The following is a 19,517-nucleotide window of genomic DNA, read 5'->3' as shown; positions in this document are numbered from 1 at the left end:
TTATTGTAGGGTATAGACAAGCACTTTCATATAATAGTGCGAAAATTACCGGCTTAAGTCGGATCTATTACAATTAGGAAAATACGGCAAATATTATGAAAAAAACTTTTCTAGTACTACCACTTGCTCTTCTTGTATCTGGCGCGGTAAATGCTGCAACAGATAACCCATTTTATGCTGGTGCTCGTTTAGGTAATAGCTTCTACGACATCAAAGACAGCACAAATAACATCGAGCTTGATAACACAAACCTTTCTGGTGGTGTTTTCGCTGGTTACCAAATCACACCTTGGTTCGCAGGTGAGATTGGTTACACTAACCTAGGTAGCGCAAGTGTTACTAATGGCCAAGGTAAATTTACAGCTCAAGGTGCAGACCTTGTAGGTAAGTTCTCTTACGCTATCAACGACAAAATCGATCTATTTGGTAAGCTAGGTGCTTTCTACTACGATTGGAACGCTAAGAATGGCGCAACTGCTGATGACAACGGTTGGGCTGGTACTGCGGGTGTTGGTGCTGAATACTACATCAACAACAACGTATCTACACGTGTTGAATACCAATACTACAAAGATGTAGGCGGTGCTGACATTCAATTCGCTGGCGTTGCACTTGCATACCACTGGGGCGCTCCAGCACCAGTAGTTGCTCCTGAAGTTGTTTACGTTGACCAAGTTTCTGTAGCAACTATTGATGAGCTAAAACTAACGGTTCCTTTCGCATTCGATAGCACTAAAATTACAACTGGCGATGCAAGCAAGTTAGTACCTTTCGAAGAGCGTCTAAACCAATACCCTGATGCAACTATTACTGTTGTTGGTCACACTGATAGCACTGGCCCTGAAGCATACAACCAGAAACTATCTCAAGAGCGTGCAGAAGCTGTTGCTAGCGCACTACGTACTCACCTAAATGTTGGTGCAGATCGCGTAATTAGCGAAGGCCGTGGTGAGCTAGATCCAATCGCTCCAAACAACACTGCTGAAGGTCGTGCTGAAAACCGTCGTGTTGACATCATCGTTCCTGAGCTAAACGTAGAAACAGTTACTCAAGTTGTTGCTGAGTAATTTCTACTGCTGATAAAGGTTAATCCTGCGTATTAATTACGAAGACAGGTATTGACGAATAATCCGCCCTAACTTCACGGTTATGGCGGATTTTTTTGTTTAGAGGAAATTAAGGGAGGGGCAGATTTTTAGGGGCGAGGGAAAACTAAAATCAAAAGCAAAAAAAAGCCCAATTCATAATAATAAATTGGGCTTTTTCAAATAACGAATTAATGTGCTAATTGTTTACGCTTCCAAACAACATCACTAATGCCGTCACTTGGATTGAAATCGGTGGGTGCCTCCATCAATATTTGACGAATAAGCTCATGTTCAAAATCATGACAAGCACTGTCTAGACGATCGAGAAATTGTTGATAATCAGCCAACGATAAAAAACGTTCATTAGCCATCATAATACGACTATGTTTTGTTTTATTAACGTTATCACCAATCAATAACTCTTCGTATAACTTTTCACCAGGGCGTAATCCTGTGTATTTAAACTCAATATCACCATAAGGATTTTGTTCAGATTTTACTTCTAACCCTGATAGCTTAATTAAGTTCTCAGCAAGCGTAACTATTTTTACAGGTTCTCCCATATCTAGTACAAAAACATCTCCACCTTTTCCCATAGCCCCTGCTTGGATCACTAACTGAGCTGCTTCAGGTATCGTCATAAAATAACGAATAATATCAGGGTGAGTAATTGTAATTGGACCACCTTCTTTAATTTGACGTTTAAATAAGGGAATCACAGAACCAGAAGATCCAAGTACATTACCAAAACGTACCATACAGAAACGAGTGCCATTCGGTTTTAGCGCTTCTTGCTCTGCCAATGCCTGTAAACCCAGTTCCGCCATCCGTTTCGTTGTACCCATAACATTCGTTGGTCTTACCGCTTTATCAGTAGAGATCAATACAAATGAAGATACACCTGCGTTAACTGCTGCTTGGGCTGTATAAAAAGTACCAAAGACATTATTGCGTACGCCTTCGACAACATTGTATTCAACCATAGGAACATGTTTATACGCTGCTGCATGGTAAACAGTATCAACACTGAAGGTTGTCATAATTGCTTCTAGACGATTAATTCGCTGTACTGAACCAAGTAATGGAATTAGATCGATCTCTAAACCACGCTTAACAATATATTCTGATAACTCTTTTTCAATGCTATATAACGCAAATTCAGACAATTCAAACAGTAATAATGTTTGTGGTTGATGCCGTACAATTTGTCGACACAGCTCTGAACCAATAGAACCGCCAGCACCAGTAACCATTACTGTTTTATGCTTAATGTTCGCTTCCATCAATTGATCACTAGGTTGCACAGATTCTCGCCCTAAAAGATCTTCAATGGGCACATCGTGTAACTGATCAAGAGAGACATTGTCATGTACAATTGAATCAAGATTAGGTATTGATAACACTTCAACTTGCAGATCAACTAATGCACAAATAATGGCCTTACGCTGACTGCGTGTCGCACTTGGCATTGCTAATAAAACTTGTTTAACATCGAATTTTTTTACTAATCGAGATAATTGTTCACGCTTATATACAGTAAGGCCTTGTAATACATTGCGCTGTAATTTTTGATTATCATCAATATAAGCAACAGGATTGAGCTCATCTCCTTGGCGTAATAAATTAACTAATTGTCGCCCTGCAACACCAGCACCATAAATAATGACATTGGGCTTTCGTTTCATTTCTAACTGAGTGAAAAAAACGCGAATAGACAGCCTTGCACCACCTGTTAATATAAATAAATATGTCAAATAAATAATGGCAACAGTGCGCGGTACCCAAATACTAAAAAAGTAAGTGGCAAGTACAAATACAACGGTTGAGACTAAAGAGCCAATAATTAATGTGAATGTTGCATGTACGCTTAGGTAACGTAAAACAGCCCGATAGAAACCAATTCGAATAAAACACGCAATAGTGATTACTGATATAAATGAAACTAAATACCAATATTCAATACTGCGAGTTTGATCAAAATCACCTAATCGAGTCCAAAAAGCCCCCCAAAAAGCAACTTGTATAAATAAAAGATCAATACAGACACTTATAACTCGCTTATAAGGTCTAGGAATCGAGAAAAAAGTATCAATAATAGCCATACATCCTCAAGAATGAGCAATACTCATCTCATGGTCAATTTAAAAGTCATACTAATATAATTGTTAATAATTATTTAACAGCATCCCCAGCACCACTACCTGTTGCTGTCATGATTATATATTTAAAATAATCTTCAATTGTTAGTGTATCGATCATTTTTTTATCCATTTCAGCTAATAGCTTTGGTGTCGACATATCAATATTTTTAACTTGTGATAATCCAGTGATACCAGGTAAAACATTATAAATACCAAGTTTATTACGTTCAGCTATTAATTCTTGCTGATTAAATAAATTAGGACGAGGACCAACTAAGCTCATATCACCTTTCAATACATTAATTAATTGAGGAAGCTCATCAATTTTAGTTTTACGAAGAAAATGTCCTAGTCGAGTAATTGATGCATTACTTGCTAAATGACTTGCAACAGATTGAGTATCTACTGCCATAGTTCTAAATTTTATTAATTTAAACGGCTTTTGGTTCTTTCCTACACGCGTTTGAATAAATACAGGAGATCCCGTATCAAACATACCAATAACGACAATAATCAATAAAATAGGCCATAATAATAACAATCCCAAAAAGGATGCAGTAATATCAAAAAATCGTAACATTAATTTTTCTCTCTTAATAAAGCATCAGCTGTCATTCTAAAACTATCTTCTAACTTATAAGGAGGAATCCAATCTAATTGTTTTTTTGTCGCAGATATATCAACTTGAAGAGATCCAATTAAACGAGAAACCATATCCTGTTTACCCGTTATTTTTCCTGCTAGTGAATAACAAAAGACTGGAATAGGAATAAGTTTTGCGGGCTTACTCAAGGCATGCCCCATTTGACGAACCATATCAGCAGTTGAGAGATCATGATCATCAGAAACTAAAAACACTTGATTCACTGCATTAGGATGATCTATACAAATTTTTATAAGATCCACCAAATTATAGACAGAAACCAAACTACGACGATTAGTTGTTATTGCTCCAAATGGCAATGGTAATCCTTTGGCCACTAATTTCATTAAAGAGGCAAAGTTTGCTTTAACACCAGCACCATAAACTAATGTTGGGCGAATAATAACAACCTCAAGGCCTGTTTCTTTAGCTAGTGCTAATAACTGCTCTTCAGCTTCCGCTTTTGATTGACCATAAGGATCTTGAGGATTTGGTTTATCAGCAGCAGTAAAAGGACTGCCTATTTTTGTTTGTTCACCGTTAACTTTAATTGAGCTTATAAATATAAAACGCTTAACTCCAGCTTCTGCCGCTTGTCGTGCTAAATTCAATGTCCCTGCAGTATTTACTTCACGATATTCTTCTATCGGATTAATTGAAGCATCTTTCATTATATGAACACGTGCAGCACAGTGAATAAAAACATCAATATCATGGAATCTATTTTTAAAATCAAAAGATAAAAAATCTTTACAATAAAAATAGCTTTTATCATCAACAATATCCGTATTTCTTGTTAACATTTTCACTTTATTAACATTTAACTTTTCAAGCAATGCCGATCCAACAAAACCAGATGAACCACTTAATAATATATTCATAATTACTTATTTAATAAAAATGTAAGAAAGCTCTTTAAATACCATCGAAAATGTTTTGAGAATATATTTCGATTAGCATATGCCCCAATATGTACAGCTTTTATATTTTTTAAAAAAGATACTGATTGATTGTGATTTTTTTTTGCTCTATAACATATATCTACATCTTCATAATACATAAAATATTTATTACTAAAACCTTTTAATTTCTTATACAAAGATGCTTTAAATATAAGAAAAGAACCTGCAGCCCAATCAACTTTATCTTTATCCGATAATTTTATTTTATCATAAGCTACATTTGCAGGTTTACCTAAAAACAAATTAAAGAAACTTTTCCAAGTTGGGAATTTTCGCAATGAATTATCAAAAATTCCTTTTTCTAAATCTTGATATAAGTTAATTGTAAGTAGTTCATTTTTTTCTGAAGATAAGCTTGATAATAAATTTTTAACTTCAACATCTGTAATAATAACATCAGGGTTAATAACAGCAAACCAATCTGAATCTTCCATGCCATTATTAATTGCATAATCAAATGCTACATTGTTATTTTCACCGAACCCTACATATAAAGGTTTGTCTATATATAGAATATTATTTACTCTACAGAAATCTAACAAATTTTTAGAGGAAACATTATCCTTAATAATAAATATAACGTTTTCCATTGCTGCTATTTTTTCATTATAAATATTATTTATAATCATTTCATCGTGATTATGACTCACAATTGATATATATAACTTATTCATTATTAATATTTATCCATTTAAAACTATCTTCATTACAATACTTTTTATTCTAATTTAATTCTAAGTACATGATTTAAATACAAATAATCACATACTTAAAAATAGAGAATGAAGAACGTCAAAGTTAATGTTAATCATTACTTTAAGCTAAGATGTTAGTAATTTTTTTTTAGAAATACGAAGCAGAAAAGATGATATAAGACCTAATCTATCTTTAATTATTCGTATAAAATTATTTCTCGTTCCTGTTACATTATTATCATGTCGTCTATAAAATAATGTTGATTCATTTAAAACCGAAACATTAAAATAATATGAAGCTATTATTCCCAGCCAAGAATCATGCATAGGTATATTATTAGGAAAAGGCAATGCATAATCAAGTAACTCTCGATTAAATGCTATCGAACACCCTATATAATGATTTTTTATGATGGTTTTTATTATTGATAAATTTTTACCATCAATTTTTATTGCATTATTTAAAGACTTTGTATTTTTATCTATTAGCTCATAGTCAGATATGCATAATCCTTTCTTCTCATTCAATTTCTCAACCATTAATTTAACTTTATTTGGTTTCCAAACATCATCTTGATCACACAGAAAAATATAATCGCCTGTTGCATTATATAATGCTTTTTCAAAACTTTGTATTACACCAACATTCTCTTTATTATTAATAATTGTTATATTCAAATCATTTGAATATGACGAAATTATATTTACTGTATTATCTGATGAACAATCATTAATTATAACAACCTCATCAACAGCTAAAATTTGATTGACAATACTATCTAATTGCTCGGAGATAAAATCTTGGCCATTATAAACTGCCATACACACTGTTATTTTCACTTACTTATTATCTCCCATAAGTTTTTTGCTGAGTATTTATAATTCTTATTCAAAACGCTATATAAAAGTCTAGCTATATTTTTAATACTTAATAAAAATAAAGCCTTTTTAGTCCCATATATTTTTATAAATCTTTTTTCTGAATTTAAAATACTTACAGCTCTGACATTATTTATTTTATTATTACTTGCTACAGATAAGTCATGTTCAATATCACAATTCAATAAATAAACATCATTTTGACATTCGGATATTTTATATGACACTACGTAATCTAGATAATCTAATGGGAAACGTGGGTCTAAAATATTTCTAAAGTCAACAGCTTTAATATTAAGGACACAACAAGAATTTATGCCGATAAATTTTTGACTTATTATCCCAGGTTCCGTTATTACTTTGCCCGGTTGGAAATCTACTAATTCACAAGGAGAGACATAATTATCATTTGATCTTATTTTTGGATACAAAGCTAAAAAATTAATTTCATTTTTTATTTTCAACTCTACTTCATGAAAATAACATTCAGGAAGACAAGAATCCTGATCAAAAAAACATACATAATCTATATTAGAGCTATAACAACTCTCTAAAAAATGTCTATAGTTCTCTTCTAGAAATTTATTATTTTCATTTTCATTAATAATAACATTTTCAGGTATAACATCTATATCGATTAAATTTTCTGTATTAGCATATACATATATATTATTAAAAAATAAAACACCTTGCTCTAATATAGAACGATATGTTATAGATTCTGATATTTTACACTTATAAAGGACAATGCATGCGTTTATCATTTACTTGAAGCCTAATAAAATATGAAAGTGATACCATTATGATAAACATTCCAATTGGATTATTTATATAAGGATTAAATGAGCTCTGGACGTATGTAGCTGTCGTTAAAAGTAAAAGCATTAACGAAAAGTCACTCTTGAATTTAAAATATGAAATAAATATATATATATATAATGAAAGCCAGAAAAACAACCCAATAAACCCTGACTTAAATAATATATCAAGTAATGAATATTCAACTTGCTGTCTATTCCCAATATAACTACCAAACCCAGAACCAATGACAAGATTACCTAAATCACTAAAATGATGATATAACGTAATTAAATCATTTAACCTGAAAGAATCACTATTACCTCGATCAGTAAATGAACTCATATAAAAGTAAATAAGCACTGGTAATATAAGCATTGATGTAAAAAGAGCTATTTTACTTTTTACATTTGAATCTAACATCCATTTAAATAATAGAATAACAAAAAAAGTAATTATATATCCCCTAGCATAGGTGAAATATAAACAAACAAACAAACAGCAAAAAATTAAAAAGTTCCTTTTTTTGTTTTTTTTCTCAAACAAAAATAATATAGCACCTAATAATAAATATAAGAATCCTTTATAAACAAATCCACTTTGTCCTCTAAAATAAAACTCACCGGTTTTATTTAATAAGTAAATTGTATCAAAAGAAACTATATGAAACCTCATTATTATTAAGACTAAGAAATAACATCCACCTAATATTAATGATGAAATTTTAATTACTTTTAAAATATTATTTTCAATATAAGGTGTTATATAAATGTAATTAAGAAGGAACAAATAAGCTAATGGCTTAATATCAACAAAAATATTAGTTAATGTATTCCCATTTAAAAACCCTATTAAAATAGAGCAACTCAAATAAGTGAGTAATGCGAAATTATATATAAATATATCTATGGCAACTTTATTTCTTTTCAAATAAAAATAAATACTAATAAAAATAGCCAATACAAATACAAACATTCTAGGGCTAAAGAAACCAAAATTAAATAATCGCCCCCCACCACCAAGAATTAGTTCATACATAATAATTAGAGGAAGAAATATATAACACTTATGAATTAATTGTTCGCAATAACTTACAACTAAACTATTTTTTAAATTATTCATATAAAAATCCGTTAAACATTCAGGTGCTAGCTATCTTTTAAATTAGTTAATATTTTAGTTAACTTAGCACTAAACATTTTTTCTTCCTTTAATTTTTCATCATGATATTTATAGACTAATGAATCAAAATAAAATTCATTTGGATTGCTTTTTAATTCTAATAATTTATTTAAAATATCATTCCAATTTCTAGAGAAATCATCACCGACAATATCGTCATATTTTATATATAATTCACGATCATTTAATAAATATTGCTCGATATCAAATGGAGCAAAAATAATAGGTCGTTTAGTTATAGCAAAATCAAACATTATACTTGAGTAGTCAGTAATCAGAACATCATAATCATTAATTTCTTCATAAACATCTGAAGCTAATGATGTTCTAATCGATTTTGATAAAGATATTTTATTTGATAATTCTGAAGATGGTGAGTTTGCAGGGTGAACTCTAATTGTAAGTTCTATATTTGAATTAGTAAGAACCTCATCAATAAGAGATATATCAAAGCCATATCTTACAAATAAATCAACTTCTTCACCTATAGCGCCTCTAAAAGTTGGCATATATATAGCTTTTAATTTTTTATCATTTGCATAACTTCTATTTGAAAATACATCATTTCGAGGAAATCCTGTTAATAATATATTTTCATTTTTAAGGTTAAATGCAGTTAAAAAAGATTTACTACATATATCACCATTAGAAATCACATAATTGTATATATTGTTTGTTAAGAATGAAAATAGTCGATGATATTTTTTTGCAATATAATTCTTAGTTGTATATTTTTCATCATCATAGCCGATTTTTTTTAATGGTGCTCCATGCCATAATAAAACTCTTTTAGTATTTAACCCTATAAATGGCGAATTAAAGTCTGTCGCAATTGAGTGAGTAACTAAAGCCATACTTGCAAATATTTGATAGTAAATACCTTTGATACTTTTATAGTAATAAGTATCAAACCCATCATCATTATTCAAAAGAGATCTATTTTTTGTAATCCAAATAGGTTTTATTTCTGGATTATTATCTCGTAAATATTGATACAAATATTTAGGGTTATCTGAAATTGAGTTACCAAACCAAGCACCAAAAATCCAAATCTTTTTTTGTTTTGGAATTAAGCTAACAATTAAAAACATTGGTACTTTAAATATATAAAAAAGAAGCTTTTTCATTATTGACACTCCTCAATTACAATTTTTCGTTTTAGTATTATAAATAATATAACTCGACTAATTAAAATTATGCTTTGCGTAGTTAACACACTTAACGCAACATTAAATCCATCGACTTGATCAAAAAACCATAATGTTAATAAAAATACAACTTGAAAAACAGACGCAACGATTATTGTATAATTTGCATATTTAACTTTATCTAATAATGTGAAAGCAGGATATCCAAACATTGATGATATAAATGTAACACCAACGGTAATTATAAATACCTTAAAAACACTCCCGCCTAAATAATAATCATTCCCAAAGAATATTGATAATATATCAGAAGAAAAATAATATATAGGAATAAGAAAAAGGAAAAGAGGAAAACCTATTGCCAAAATAGATATAAATAGTACTTTACTGTTCTTATTAACTGTTAAATATGGGAATAAAGCTTGAGTTACTGATGATGTCACGCTTTGAGCCGCATGAAATAATTTTTCACTCGAACCATATAAAGCAACTTGATGCATTCCACCATACGTACCAACAAAGAAAGTACTAATTGATGAATAAATAGAAACCGCAGCACGAGATAAAAAGAATTGAGAACTATGTTTAAATAATTTAACTATCTCTTGCACGCTTGGTATTACTATTTTATATCCCATCTTGTATATACTTAGATAAGCTAAACAAACATTCAATAAATTACTTATTGCATATAATAAAATAACAAGATAACTACTTTCATCACCGCGTATAAATATAAATACTAATGCGACATATAATAATTTTGAAAATAATGTAGCTATTAGTAATGCGTTTATTTTTTCTATCCCTTGAAAAAACCATATAGGGATAAATGATTGAAAACAGACATTAAGTAAAGTAAATAGAACCCAAGCACTAGAGGGAAATACTTTATAATGTTCATTATACAAAAAGACTAAAATAACCACGGGAATAAGTAATATTGTTTTTATTGAACAAACACCACCAATGATTTTATTAATTTCTATTGTATCATTCTTATTCTTTACAATTTGATATGTAGCTGAAAGATTAAATCCAAAATCTGTAATTATTTGCGACATTGCTGATATGGAAAAAACCAACATAATTAAACCAAAACTATCAACACTAGTTGTTCTAGATAGATAAGGTAAAACAAGTAAAGGAGCAAGCATACTTAGAAATTGGATAAGAAATATAGATAATGAATTTCTAGCAACTTTATGATTGAATAAGTTTTGAGCTTTTTTTATCACATTAAACCCTTATATAAAGGCTATTCTATAGCCTTTATACTCCGTATCTAAAGCAGTACTGAATTTTTAAATGCAGTTCCCTGAGAATCTTTTTCAGATAAAATCACATTGCTATCTAGTAGTGGCCATTTAATTCCAATAGTTGAATCATTCCATAAAATTGAATGTTCAGCTGAAGAATTATAATAATCCGTACATTTATATACAAATTCAGCTTCATCAGTTGTCACATAAAAGCCATGAGCAAAGCCTTCAGGAACCCAAAGTTGACGTTTATTTTCGGCAGAAAGATAGACACCAACCCATTGACCTAATGTGGGAGAGTCCTTACGAATATCAACGGCCACATCAAATACTTCACCAGAAACAACTCGAACTAACTTACCCTGAGCATTCTCTGTTTGGTAATGTAGCCCGCGTAAAATACCCTTTTTAGACTTTGAATGATTATCTTGTACAAATTTAGTAGTTTTACCTGTTACTTGTTCTTCAAAACGCTTTTGATTCCATGTTTCCATAAAAAAGCCACGTTCATCACCAAAAACTGATGGTTCAATAATTTTCACTTCAGCAATTTTAGTGTCAATTATTTTCATTCTATTCTCCAATTTCAAATTTATACATAATCATCTAAGTTATTTAATGCCGCTTGCCAATTACTTGCTGGAATATTAAATATTGTTGATATCTTATTTGTATTTAACATTGAATTAGCGGGGCGCTTAGCTGCTGTTGGATATTCATTGGTTTTTATCCCTTTAACATCAGGTAGTTTTGTTAACACGCCTTGAGCAACAGCTTTATCAAAAATAACTTGAGCAAATTTACACCAACTTACATGAGGCAAACCAGAAAAATGATAAATCCCATAATTTTCAGTATCAAATGATTTATTTGAATCTGTAATTTCTTGTGCAATCTTAATTAAGGCAGCAGCAATATCACCAGCATAAGTAGGGCCACCAAATTGATCATCAACAATGCCTAATGAATCTCGTTGCTTTACAAGACGAAGCATTGTTTTGACAAAATTATTTCCATACTCACTAAATACCCATGCCGTTCGTAAAATAACATGTCGAGGACAAGCGGCGGCAACAGCCTCTTCACCAGCAAGTTTTGTAATACCATAGACACTTTGAGGATTGACTAAATCAGTCTCTACATAAGTAGTATCTTTAGTACCATCGAATACATAGTCAGTAGATATATGAAGCATAAGTGCACCAATATCATTAGCTGCTTGTGCTAAATATTTAGGGCCATCACGATTAATTGCATACGAAAGCTCACTTTCTTGCTCTGCTTTATCGACTGCAGTATGTGCCGCTGCATTTATAATGACATTTGGTTGAAAAGAAGATACATAGTGACTGACAGCATCTTGTTGAGTGATATCAAGTTCTTCGCGATCTACTGCACTAATTTCAACATTTTGATTATTCTGCAATAACTTAACTAAACAGCTTCCAACTTGTCCATTGCAGCCTGTAATTAATACTTTCATTATTACGTCTCTATTAATTTTTAATTAAGCGCGTTAAATACTGGCCATATTCATTTTTCATCATTGGCTTAGCTAAATCTTTTACTTGTTCAGAAGTTAACCAACCATTACGCCAAGCAATCTCTTCAAGACAAGCAACTTTTAAGCCTTGAATATTTTGAATTGTCTCAACAAATGAAGATGCTTCATGAAGACTTTCATGTGTCCCTGTATCTAACCAAGCAAATCCTCGCCCTAATAACTCTACATTGAGTGAGCCATCATGTAGATACATTTCATTCAGCGTTGTAATTTCTAACTCACCACGATGTGACGGTTTAACTTTTTTAGCCATTTCAACGACACGATTATCATAGAAATATAATCCTGTTACCGCGTAATTTGATTTCGGTTGTAACGGTTTCTCTTCAATAGAAATAGCTTTCATATTACTATCAAATTCAACCACACCAAAACGCTCAGGATCTTTAACTTGATAACCAAAGACTGTTGATATTCCTTGAGATGTCAGTTCCTTCGCATGACTAAGTTGCTGTCCAAATGATTGACCATAAAAAATATTATCGCCCAGCACTAAACAGACACTATCATTGCCAATAAACTTCTCACCAATAATAAATGCTTGTGCTAAACCGTCAGGAGAAGGCTGTATCGCGTACTCCAGATTAATACCAAAATCGCTACCATCACCAAGTAAGCGACGGAAACTATCATTATCTTCTTGTGTGGTAATAATGAGAATATCTTTAATACCCGCCAACATTAATGTTGATATTGGGTAAAAAATCATTGGCTTGTCGTAAATTGGTAGTAACTGCTTAGATACACCACGAGTAATAGGATAAAGACGAGTACCTGAACCGCCAGCTAAAATAATTCCTTTCATTTTATTTCTCTTTTTCGTCGTTAGAGGTAGTGCCTAAACGTTCAAAACTATATGAGCCATCCAATACTCGGCTCCACCATTTTTTATTATTTAAATACCAATTAACAGTTTTTCGAATACCTGATTCAAATGTTTCTGCCGGCTTCCAACCTAATTCACGAGCAATTTTTGAAGCATCTATAGCATAACGTACATCATGCCCAGGACGATCAGTAACATATGTAATTAGGTCTTGATATTGAGTTACACCTTGAGGTTTATTAGGCACTAACTCTTCAAGTAATGAACAAATAGTTTTAACTACATCAATATTGGCTTTTTCATTATGGCCACCAATATTATAGGTTTCACCAACTTCACCTTTGGTGACTACGGTATAAAGTGCTGAAGCATGATCTTCAACATATAACCAATCACGAATTTGCATTCCATCACCATAAACAGGTAATGCTTTACCATCTAATGCATTTAGAATAATTAACGGAATTAATTTTTCAGGAAAATGATAAGGACCATAATTATTTGAACAGTTAGTAACAATGGTTGGTAAACCATAAGTACGCAGCCAAGCACGAACTAAATGATCACTTGAGGCTTTAGATGCAGAATATGGACTTGATGGCTCATAAGAGGTTGTTTCAGTAAATAAATCATCAGTGCCTTCTAAATCGCCATAAACTTCATCAGTAGAAATATGATGAAAGCGGAAAGCAGCTTTTCGTGTTTCTTCTAATTGATTCCAGTAAGCACGAGTTGCTTCTAAAATTGTATAAGTACCAACAATATTGGTTTCAATAAATGCCGCAGGGCCATCAATTGATCGGTCAACATGGCTTTCAGCAGCTAAATGCATGACAGCATCTGGTTGATATTTAGCCAAAATGCGATCTAATTCAATGCGATCACAAATATCAACTTGTTCAAAAAAGTAACGTTCATTATTTTCAATATCAGATAGTGATTCTAAATTACCCGCATAAGTCAGTTTATCAACATTAATTACACTATCGTTAGTATTATTAATAATATATCGAACAACTGCAGAACCAATAAAACCAGCACCACCAGTAACTAAAATTTTCACATCATATCCTTTATTTATAGTATGTGTCTCATATATGTTTTATTGTTTCTTAAATACATAGCGAATTAAAACAATCAAACATCCAAAGATTATCCCAATAATAGATGAAAATAATGCAATAACAGTAGCATTATAATTATTTCTTGTTGTTGTAAGACCTTTAATTTTAACAACTCCGACTTCATCAAAAGAACTATTTTTTATATTGATATTTTTAAGAACTTCTAATTTAGCATTAACAATAATTAATTGAGGTTCAAAAACATTTAAATTTCTAAATGTTTTTAAAAAATCAATTTTTCTTTTTAAACTATCAATTAAAAAATAACTTGAACGATTATTCAACTTACTAATATTATTATCGTCGATCATTCCTAATTCATAGCTGGTTTTATCAATATCTAACTGCAACTTTCCATTTGCTATTAACTCTAAAATATATTTCTCTTGCTTATAATAATCAACATTCTCGTCAATCATTACATTGATTTCTTTATTTAAACTTTCATTTGTCTTAATTGAAATATAATTAACATAAGATGCTAACAAATCATATGACTCTTTTTTATTTGTCATTTTAAGCGTGATTTTATATGTACCCTTACCATATGGTAATATTTTTATATTTTCTAAAAAATCTTTATATTTTAGCTTTTCACTCAGCATCTTATCGTTATAAAAAAAACTTTTTTTATTTTCAATAGAATTAAACAAAGTAACATATTTTTTTAAAATGATATTCCCATCTAAAATATTATTTAATTTATTAATGTCATTTATATTATTATCATTGTTTAAAATAACAAAAAGATTTGTCACAGGCTTTTGCTTTAAAGATTCATTTTTATTATTTAATTTTGTTATAAGTAATTGTGATGTCCAATAAGGTTTAGAGTTTGACACATAAAGAAATGAAATAGCACTGAAAATTATTGCACATAGTAATATTATTTTTTTACCTTCGAGTAAAATATTAAATAACCTTAAAAAATCAATTTCATCATGATTATATTGATTCTTCATTAATAACCTCAAACAAATAATAATTTTACTAAAATAATCATATAAAAGCTTATTTAATATTTAAACTTTTTATGATACCAATAACATCATGTAATGAAGATTCAATTTTATCTAATTCTCCCTGACTAATTGATGATAATTTTTTCTTTATATCTGTTGTTGAAATATCTTCAGTACGCTCAAGATATAGAACTTCACAATATTCATCTAAATAATCAAACTTACCAACCCAATCATCCCCCATAGAAAAGCAAGTAACACCATATTTTTTTATATCATCAATTTTTTGATCCCAATTATTTTCAGGAAAAACTTCATCAACATATTTACAAGAACTTACGATTTCAGCCCTTTCTTCATAAGAAAAAAATGATTTTTTACCCTTCATGGCATTAAATGAATCAGAAGATATTCCTACAATTAATTTATCACCTAATAAACTTAAACGTTTTAATAACCTAATATGCCCGACATGAAATAAGTCAAATGTTCCATATGTTAAAATAACTTTCATAATATCACTTCTTTAATTCCCAATTAAAACCGAATGCTTATGAATAATTTATTGCAAATAAATTCAAAAGACTAATAATCATTCAAGAATAAACACGCTACCGCCCTTGGGATATGCCATAAACCCACAAAGCATTCATTCTAATTTTAAAATACTTACTCATAACAACACGCTATAACATGTTATTATGCCATTAATTTATCACTATATTGCTGCACTAACTGCCAATCATTTGGGCTTAATTCACTTTTTGCATCCAATAAGCTTTGTTTTACTTTCTGCTGCATTTGTGCAATATCAGTAATACCTTGCTGTTCACAATCAGCAGCCGCAAGTGAGATATGCCCACGTAAATAGCCACCAGCAAACAGTTCATCATCCGTTGCGCTGTCAATATTGTCATCAATAAGCTGTAATAGTTTGTGTTCGTAATCGTGGATCATGTTCTATCCTTGCTGTTAGGCATAATCAGTTAATGGAATCGGCTTAGGAAAATCAGCAGCTGTTAATGGTGCAATACCATAAAAATCACGGAAGGCATCAGAAAGCATTTTAGCTCGTTCAGGAATACCGTTTGTTAAATAACTGATAACTTTATCGCGTACTTTTAAAGTAAAACCAACTCTATCTGGCTCACAGTTACCACTTAAATTATCGCAACTTACCTGATATTTGAACCCACAGCTGGCAGATAAAATCCACTCTATTGCTTGTGGATTAATCTCAACAACCTCAAATGCAGCTTGTACTTCAGCGCTACGTCCGTCGGGTTGATACCAATAACCATAGTCTTCCAATAACCGTCGTGCTTCACCTGCAATACACCAGTGCCCTAATTCATGCATTGCAGAGGCATAATAACCACGCGCAAAGATAATTTGATGATGAATGCGTTCCTCTGAGGCAGGAAGATAGATAGGCTCATCGCCACCTAATAATAGCTCAGTATTTAAACGTTCTAAAAATACCGAGTTAAACAAACGAATAAGATCGTTATAGTCATGCTTTATATGTATATTCATTTAATTATAATTAATATGTCATCATTATTTAACGAACAAAGTATATAGGTTTTCATAACCAAGCGCGACTTCTCACTATATTTTATGCGGCATAGTCATTATTTCTATAAATGCTATAAATATTATTTTTACATGAACTCAATTCATCTCTAAATTAATTCTTTTCATTAGAAGTTGAGAACCGTCACTATTACAATGCCCTATCTTCATGATTAACAACGGCCATCACAGTTATTATGCTACTTTCTATCTTATACATTATCGGTATTACTGCAGAAGCAATGACGGGCGCACTCGCCGCGGGTAAACGTCACATGGATTGGTTCGGTGTTATGTTAGTTGCAAGTGCTACCGCTATCGGTGGTGGTACTGTAAGAGATATTTTACTCGGTCATTACCCTTTAGGCTGGGTCGCACACCCACAGTATTTAGTCATTACTTGTCTTGCAGGCTTATTAACAACCGTTTTAGGCAAATGGGTAGTACGTTTTCACAAGATTTTCATCATTCTTGATGCCATTGGCTTAATTGTATTTAGTATTATCGGCTGCCAAGTGGCGATCACGATGGGCTTATCACCAATTATCTGTGTTGTAGCGGCGGTAGTAACGGGGGTTTTTGGTGGCTTACTTCGCGATATGATCACTCGTCGCAAACCAATGGTATTACATAAAGAGCTTTATGCGTCAGTCTCTTTTCTTGCGGGTATTATGTATGTCACCATGTTGCATTTTAATGTACCAGCAGATATTACGACATTAACAACATTGGTTGTTGGCTTTGGTTTACGTATGGCGGCAGTGTTCTTTAGCTGGAGTTTACCTGTATTTAAGTTCGAAGAAGCGTAAAGCAGGGAAAGCAGGGAAAGCAGGGAAAGCAGGGAAAGCAGGGAAAGCAGGGAAAGCAGGGAAAGCAGGGAAAGCAGGGAAAGCAGGGAAAGCAGGGAAAGTGTATTTTAGTTATTGAATAAAAACAACAATAACTAAAAATCAGCCACAAATTCTCATTATTCTATTCTTTCCTGATTCCCTAGATCCTCGAACCTCGTTCCTAAAAACCTCGTCCCTTGCTTCCCCTCGAAACCTCTATCTATATCTTCGGCGTTGTTGTGACAACATCTGCATTTTGACCACGATTACGTAGCAAGTGATCCATGAGAGTGATTGCTAACATTGCTTCAGCAATCGGCACCGCACGAATACCTACACATGGGTCATGACGACCTTTAGTGATAACTTCGGCTGACTCACCCTGCTTAGTGATTGTTTCACCTGGAATGCTGATACTTGAGGTCGGTTTTAGAGCAATATGCGCAATAACATCTTGTCCTGATGAGATACCACCAAGAATGCCACCAGCATGGTTAGTTTTAAACCCTTGTAATGTCATGGCATCACGGTGCTCACTGCCCCGTTGCTCAACCACATCAAAACCATCTCCGATTTCAACCCCTTTAACGGCATTGATACTCATCAGTGAATGAGCAATATCCGCATCTAAGCGATCAAATACTGGTTCGCCTAAACCTACTGGCACATTACGAGCAACCACGGTAATTTTAGCGCCAATCGAATCACCGTCTTTTTTAAGGTGACGGATCAGCTCATCAAAGGCATCAACTTTATCTACATCAGGGCAGAAAAAGGCATTTTGTTCTATTTGTTGCCAATCAACCTTCTCTATTTTTACATCACCCATCTGGGATAAGTAAGCACATACTTCTATGCCATGTACTTGTTTAAGGTATTTCTTAGCAACAGCACCCGCAGCAACTCGCATTGCTGTTTCACGTGCAGATGAACGACCACCACCACGGTAATCACGTACGCCATATTTTTGATGGTAAGTGTAATCAGCGTGACCGGGGCGAAATAAATCTTGAATATTAGAGTAATCTTTTGAGCGTTGATCGGTATTTTCAATTAATAAGCCAATTGAGGTACCTGTAGTTTGACCTTCAAAGACGCCGGATAAAATTTTAACTTCATCCGCTTCACGACGTTGAGTGGTGTATTTTGAGGTGCCAGGACGACGACGATCAAGATCGTGTTGCATGTCTGCTTCGGTGAGCGCTAATCCTGGTGGGCAACCATCAATAATACATCCTAATGCTACCCCATGACTTTCGCCAAAGGTGGTAACGCGAAACAATTGTCCTATAGTATTTCCGGCCATGACTTCCCCTGTGAGGTATCTATGCTTACATGCATTTTTAATTATGGTGATTAATACATACTGCAAAGATGTGATTTGAAAAGCAAGGAATAAAGTAGGGGCGAGGAAGTGCAGTGGCGAGTAGCGAGATCATTAGTAACGAGTTTCGAGAATGACTTAGTCCAATATCCGGGATCTACTCAATGCGCGCTTAAGCCTCAAAGACACAGTAAATAGATTAAATCCACAACGCGCGAACAATAGATTCCCTATCTCGTTCGTAACCTCACTGTAGGGAATGACGGGATTTTGGTTTGGCATTCACTCAGCCCTATATCCGTCATCCCGGAAGTTGAGGCACGAAACTATCCGGGATCTACTCACCACAAGCTTGAGCCTTAAAGACATAGTGAATATATTAACTCTACAACGCGCGAACAATAGATTCCCTATCTCGTTCGTAACCTCACTGTAGGGAATGACGGGATTTTGGTTTGGCATTCACTCAGCCCTATATCCGTCATCCCGGAAGTTGAGGCACGAAACTATCCGG

The 19,517-nt window shown here is 32.6% G+C and carries 20 protein-coding genes; 2 read left to right on the top strand and 18 right to left on the bottom strand.

What is annotated here, in order from left to right:
- Positions 1-95 precede the first annotated feature (95 nt).
- On the top strand, positions 96-1,067 hold the full coding sequence (locus tag C9I86_RS16720; protein ID WP_080158040.1) for an OmpA family protein: 972 nt from the start codon (positions 96-98) through the stop codon (positions 1,065-1,067).
- 209 nt (positions 1,068-1,276) lie between these two features.
- On the opposite strand, the gene C9I86_RS16715 is transcribed toward C9I86_RS16720, so the two are convergent.
- The 17 genes from C9I86_RS16715 to C9I86_RS16635 all read right to left on the bottom strand — a co-directional run bounded on the left by C9I86_RS16715 (position 1,277) and on the right by C9I86_RS16635 (position 16,798).
- Positions 1,277-3,190, bottom strand: coding sequence for a nucleoside-diphosphate sugar epimerase/dehydratase (locus C9I86_RS16715; protein WP_107276985.1), 1,914 nt, complete (start codon positions 3,188-3,190; stop codon positions 1,277-1,279).
- A 70-nt stretch (positions 3,191-3,260) separates the two neighbouring features.
- Positions 3,261-3,809 (bottom strand): sugar transferase, encoded by a 549-nt coding sequence (locus C9I86_RS16710; protein WP_107276984.1) that lies wholly within the window; start codon positions 3,807-3,809, stop codon positions 3,261-3,263.
- Complete coding sequence (locus C9I86_RS16705) at positions 3,809-4,753, bottom strand: SDR family oxidoreductase (protein WP_107276983.1); 945 nt, start codon at positions 4,751-4,753, stop codon at positions 3,809-3,811. Before C9I86_RS16705 ends, C9I86_RS16710 begins: the two co-directional genes overlap by 1 nt.
- A gap of 2 nt (positions 4,754-4,755) precedes the next feature.
- Positions 4,756-5,508, bottom strand: coding sequence for a glycosyltransferase family 2 protein (locus C9I86_RS16700; protein ID WP_107276982.1), 753 nt, complete (start codon positions 5,506-5,508; stop codon positions 4,756-4,758).
- Positions 5,509-5,655: 147 nt separating this feature from the next.
- Complete coding sequence (locus C9I86_RS16695) at positions 5,656-6,369, bottom strand: glycosyltransferase family 2 protein (RefSeq protein WP_146142639.1); 714 nt, start codon at positions 6,367-6,369, stop codon at positions 5,656-5,658.
- On the bottom strand, positions 6,366-7,172 hold the full coding sequence (locus tag C9I86_RS16690) for a hypothetical protein (protein WP_107276980.1): 807 nt from the start codon (positions 7,170-7,172) through the stop codon (positions 6,366-6,368). Before C9I86_RS16690 ends, C9I86_RS16695 begins: the two co-directional genes overlap by 4 nt.
- Positions 7,144-8,328 (bottom strand): O-antigen polymerase, encoded by a 1,185-nt coding sequence (locus C9I86_RS16685; RefSeq protein WP_107276979.1) that lies wholly within the window; start codon positions 8,326-8,328, stop codon positions 7,144-7,146. The genes C9I86_RS16690 and C9I86_RS16685 overlap by 29 nt, the downstream gene beginning before the upstream one ends.
- 26 nt (positions 8,329-8,354) lie before the next feature.
- A complete protein-coding gene (locus tag C9I86_RS16680; protein WP_107276978.1) occupies positions 8,355-9,515 on the bottom strand; it encodes a CDP-glycerol glycerophosphotransferase family protein in 1,161 nt (386 codons plus the stop codon).
- Positions 9,515-10,774 carry an oligosaccharide flippase family protein gene (locus tag C9I86_RS16675; RefSeq protein ID WP_107276977.1) on the bottom strand — a complete coding sequence of 420 codons (1,260 nt, stop codon included), beginning with the start codon at positions 10,772-10,774 and terminating at the stop codon, positions 9,515-9,517. The genes C9I86_RS16680 and C9I86_RS16675 overlap by 1 nt, the downstream gene beginning before the upstream one ends.
- A gap of 47 nt (positions 10,775-10,821) precedes the next feature.
- Positions 10,822-11,370: a dTDP-4-dehydrorhamnose 3,5-epimerase gene (rfbC, locus tag C9I86_RS16670; RefSeq protein ID WP_107276976.1), complete on the bottom strand. Its 549-nt coding sequence runs from the start codon at positions 11,368-11,370 to the stop codon at positions 10,822-10,824.
- A 20-nt stretch (positions 11,371-11,390) separates the two neighbouring features.
- Positions 11,391-12,281, bottom strand: coding sequence for a dTDP-4-dehydrorhamnose reductase (gene rfbD / locus C9I86_RS16665; RefSeq protein ID WP_107276975.1), 891 nt, complete (start codon positions 12,279-12,281; stop codon positions 11,391-11,393).
- Between the two features lie 13 nt (positions 12,282-12,294).
- Positions 12,295-13,167, bottom strand: a complete 873-nt coding sequence (gene rfbA, locus C9I86_RS16660; protein ID WP_107276974.1) for a glucose-1-phosphate thymidylyltransferase RfbA — start codon at positions 13,165-13,167, stop codon at positions 12,295-12,297.
- Between the two features lies 1 nt (position 13,168).
- Positions 13,169-14,251 carry a dTDP-glucose 4,6-dehydratase gene (gene rfbB, locus C9I86_RS16655; protein WP_107276973.1) on the bottom strand — a complete coding sequence of 361 codons (1,083 nt, stop codon included), beginning with the start codon at positions 14,249-14,251 and terminating at the stop codon, positions 13,169-13,171.
- A gap of 39 nt (positions 14,252-14,290) precedes the next feature.
- The gene (locus C9I86_RS16650) at positions 14,291-15,274 is read right to left on the bottom strand and encodes a Wzz/FepE/Etk N-terminal domain-containing protein (protein WP_107276972.1); all 984 of its coding nucleotides are present in this window, start codon (positions 15,272-15,274) and stop codon (positions 14,291-14,293) included.
- Between the two features lie 49 nt (positions 15,275-15,323).
- Positions 15,324-15,788, bottom strand: a complete 465-nt coding sequence (locus C9I86_RS16645) for an adenylyltransferase/cytidyltransferase family protein (protein ID WP_107276971.1) — start codon at positions 15,786-15,788, stop codon at positions 15,324-15,326.
- A 185-nt stretch (positions 15,789-15,973) separates the two neighbouring features.
- Entirely contained in the window at positions 15,974-16,231 is a 258-nt protein-coding gene (locus tag C9I86_RS16640) for a YfcL family protein (RefSeq protein WP_107276970.1), read from the bottom strand.
- Between the two features lie 15 nt (positions 16,232-16,246).
- Positions 16,247-16,798 (bottom strand): elongation factor P hydroxylase, encoded by a 552-nt coding sequence (locus tag C9I86_RS16635; protein ID WP_107277020.1) that lies wholly within the window; start codon positions 16,796-16,798, stop codon positions 16,247-16,249.
- A 248-nt stretch (positions 16,799-17,046) separates the two neighbouring features.
- Between C9I86_RS16635 and C9I86_RS16630 the strand changes: the two genes are divergently transcribed.
- Positions 17,047-17,658, top strand: coding sequence for a trimeric intracellular cation channel family protein (locus C9I86_RS16630; RefSeq protein WP_080158050.1), 612 nt, complete (start codon positions 17,047-17,049; stop codon positions 17,656-17,658).
- A 241-nt stretch (positions 17,659-17,899) separates the two neighbouring features.
- Here C9I86_RS16630 and aroC read toward each other — a convergent pair whose 3' ends face one another.
- A complete protein-coding gene (gene aroC / locus C9I86_RS16620) occupies positions 17,900-18,985 on the bottom strand; it encodes a chorismate synthase (protein ID WP_080158051.1) in 1,086 nt (361 codons plus the stop codon).
- Between the last annotated feature and the right edge of the window lie 532 nt (positions 18,986-19,517).

The sequence above is a fragment of the Photobacterium sp. NCIMB 13483 genome (assembly GCF_003025475.1).
Classification (GTDB): Bacteria; Pseudomonadota; Gammaproteobacteria; order Enterobacterales; family Vibrionaceae; genus Photobacterium; species Photobacterium piscicola.
This window is presented reverse-complemented; position numbering and strand designations above follow the sequence as displayed.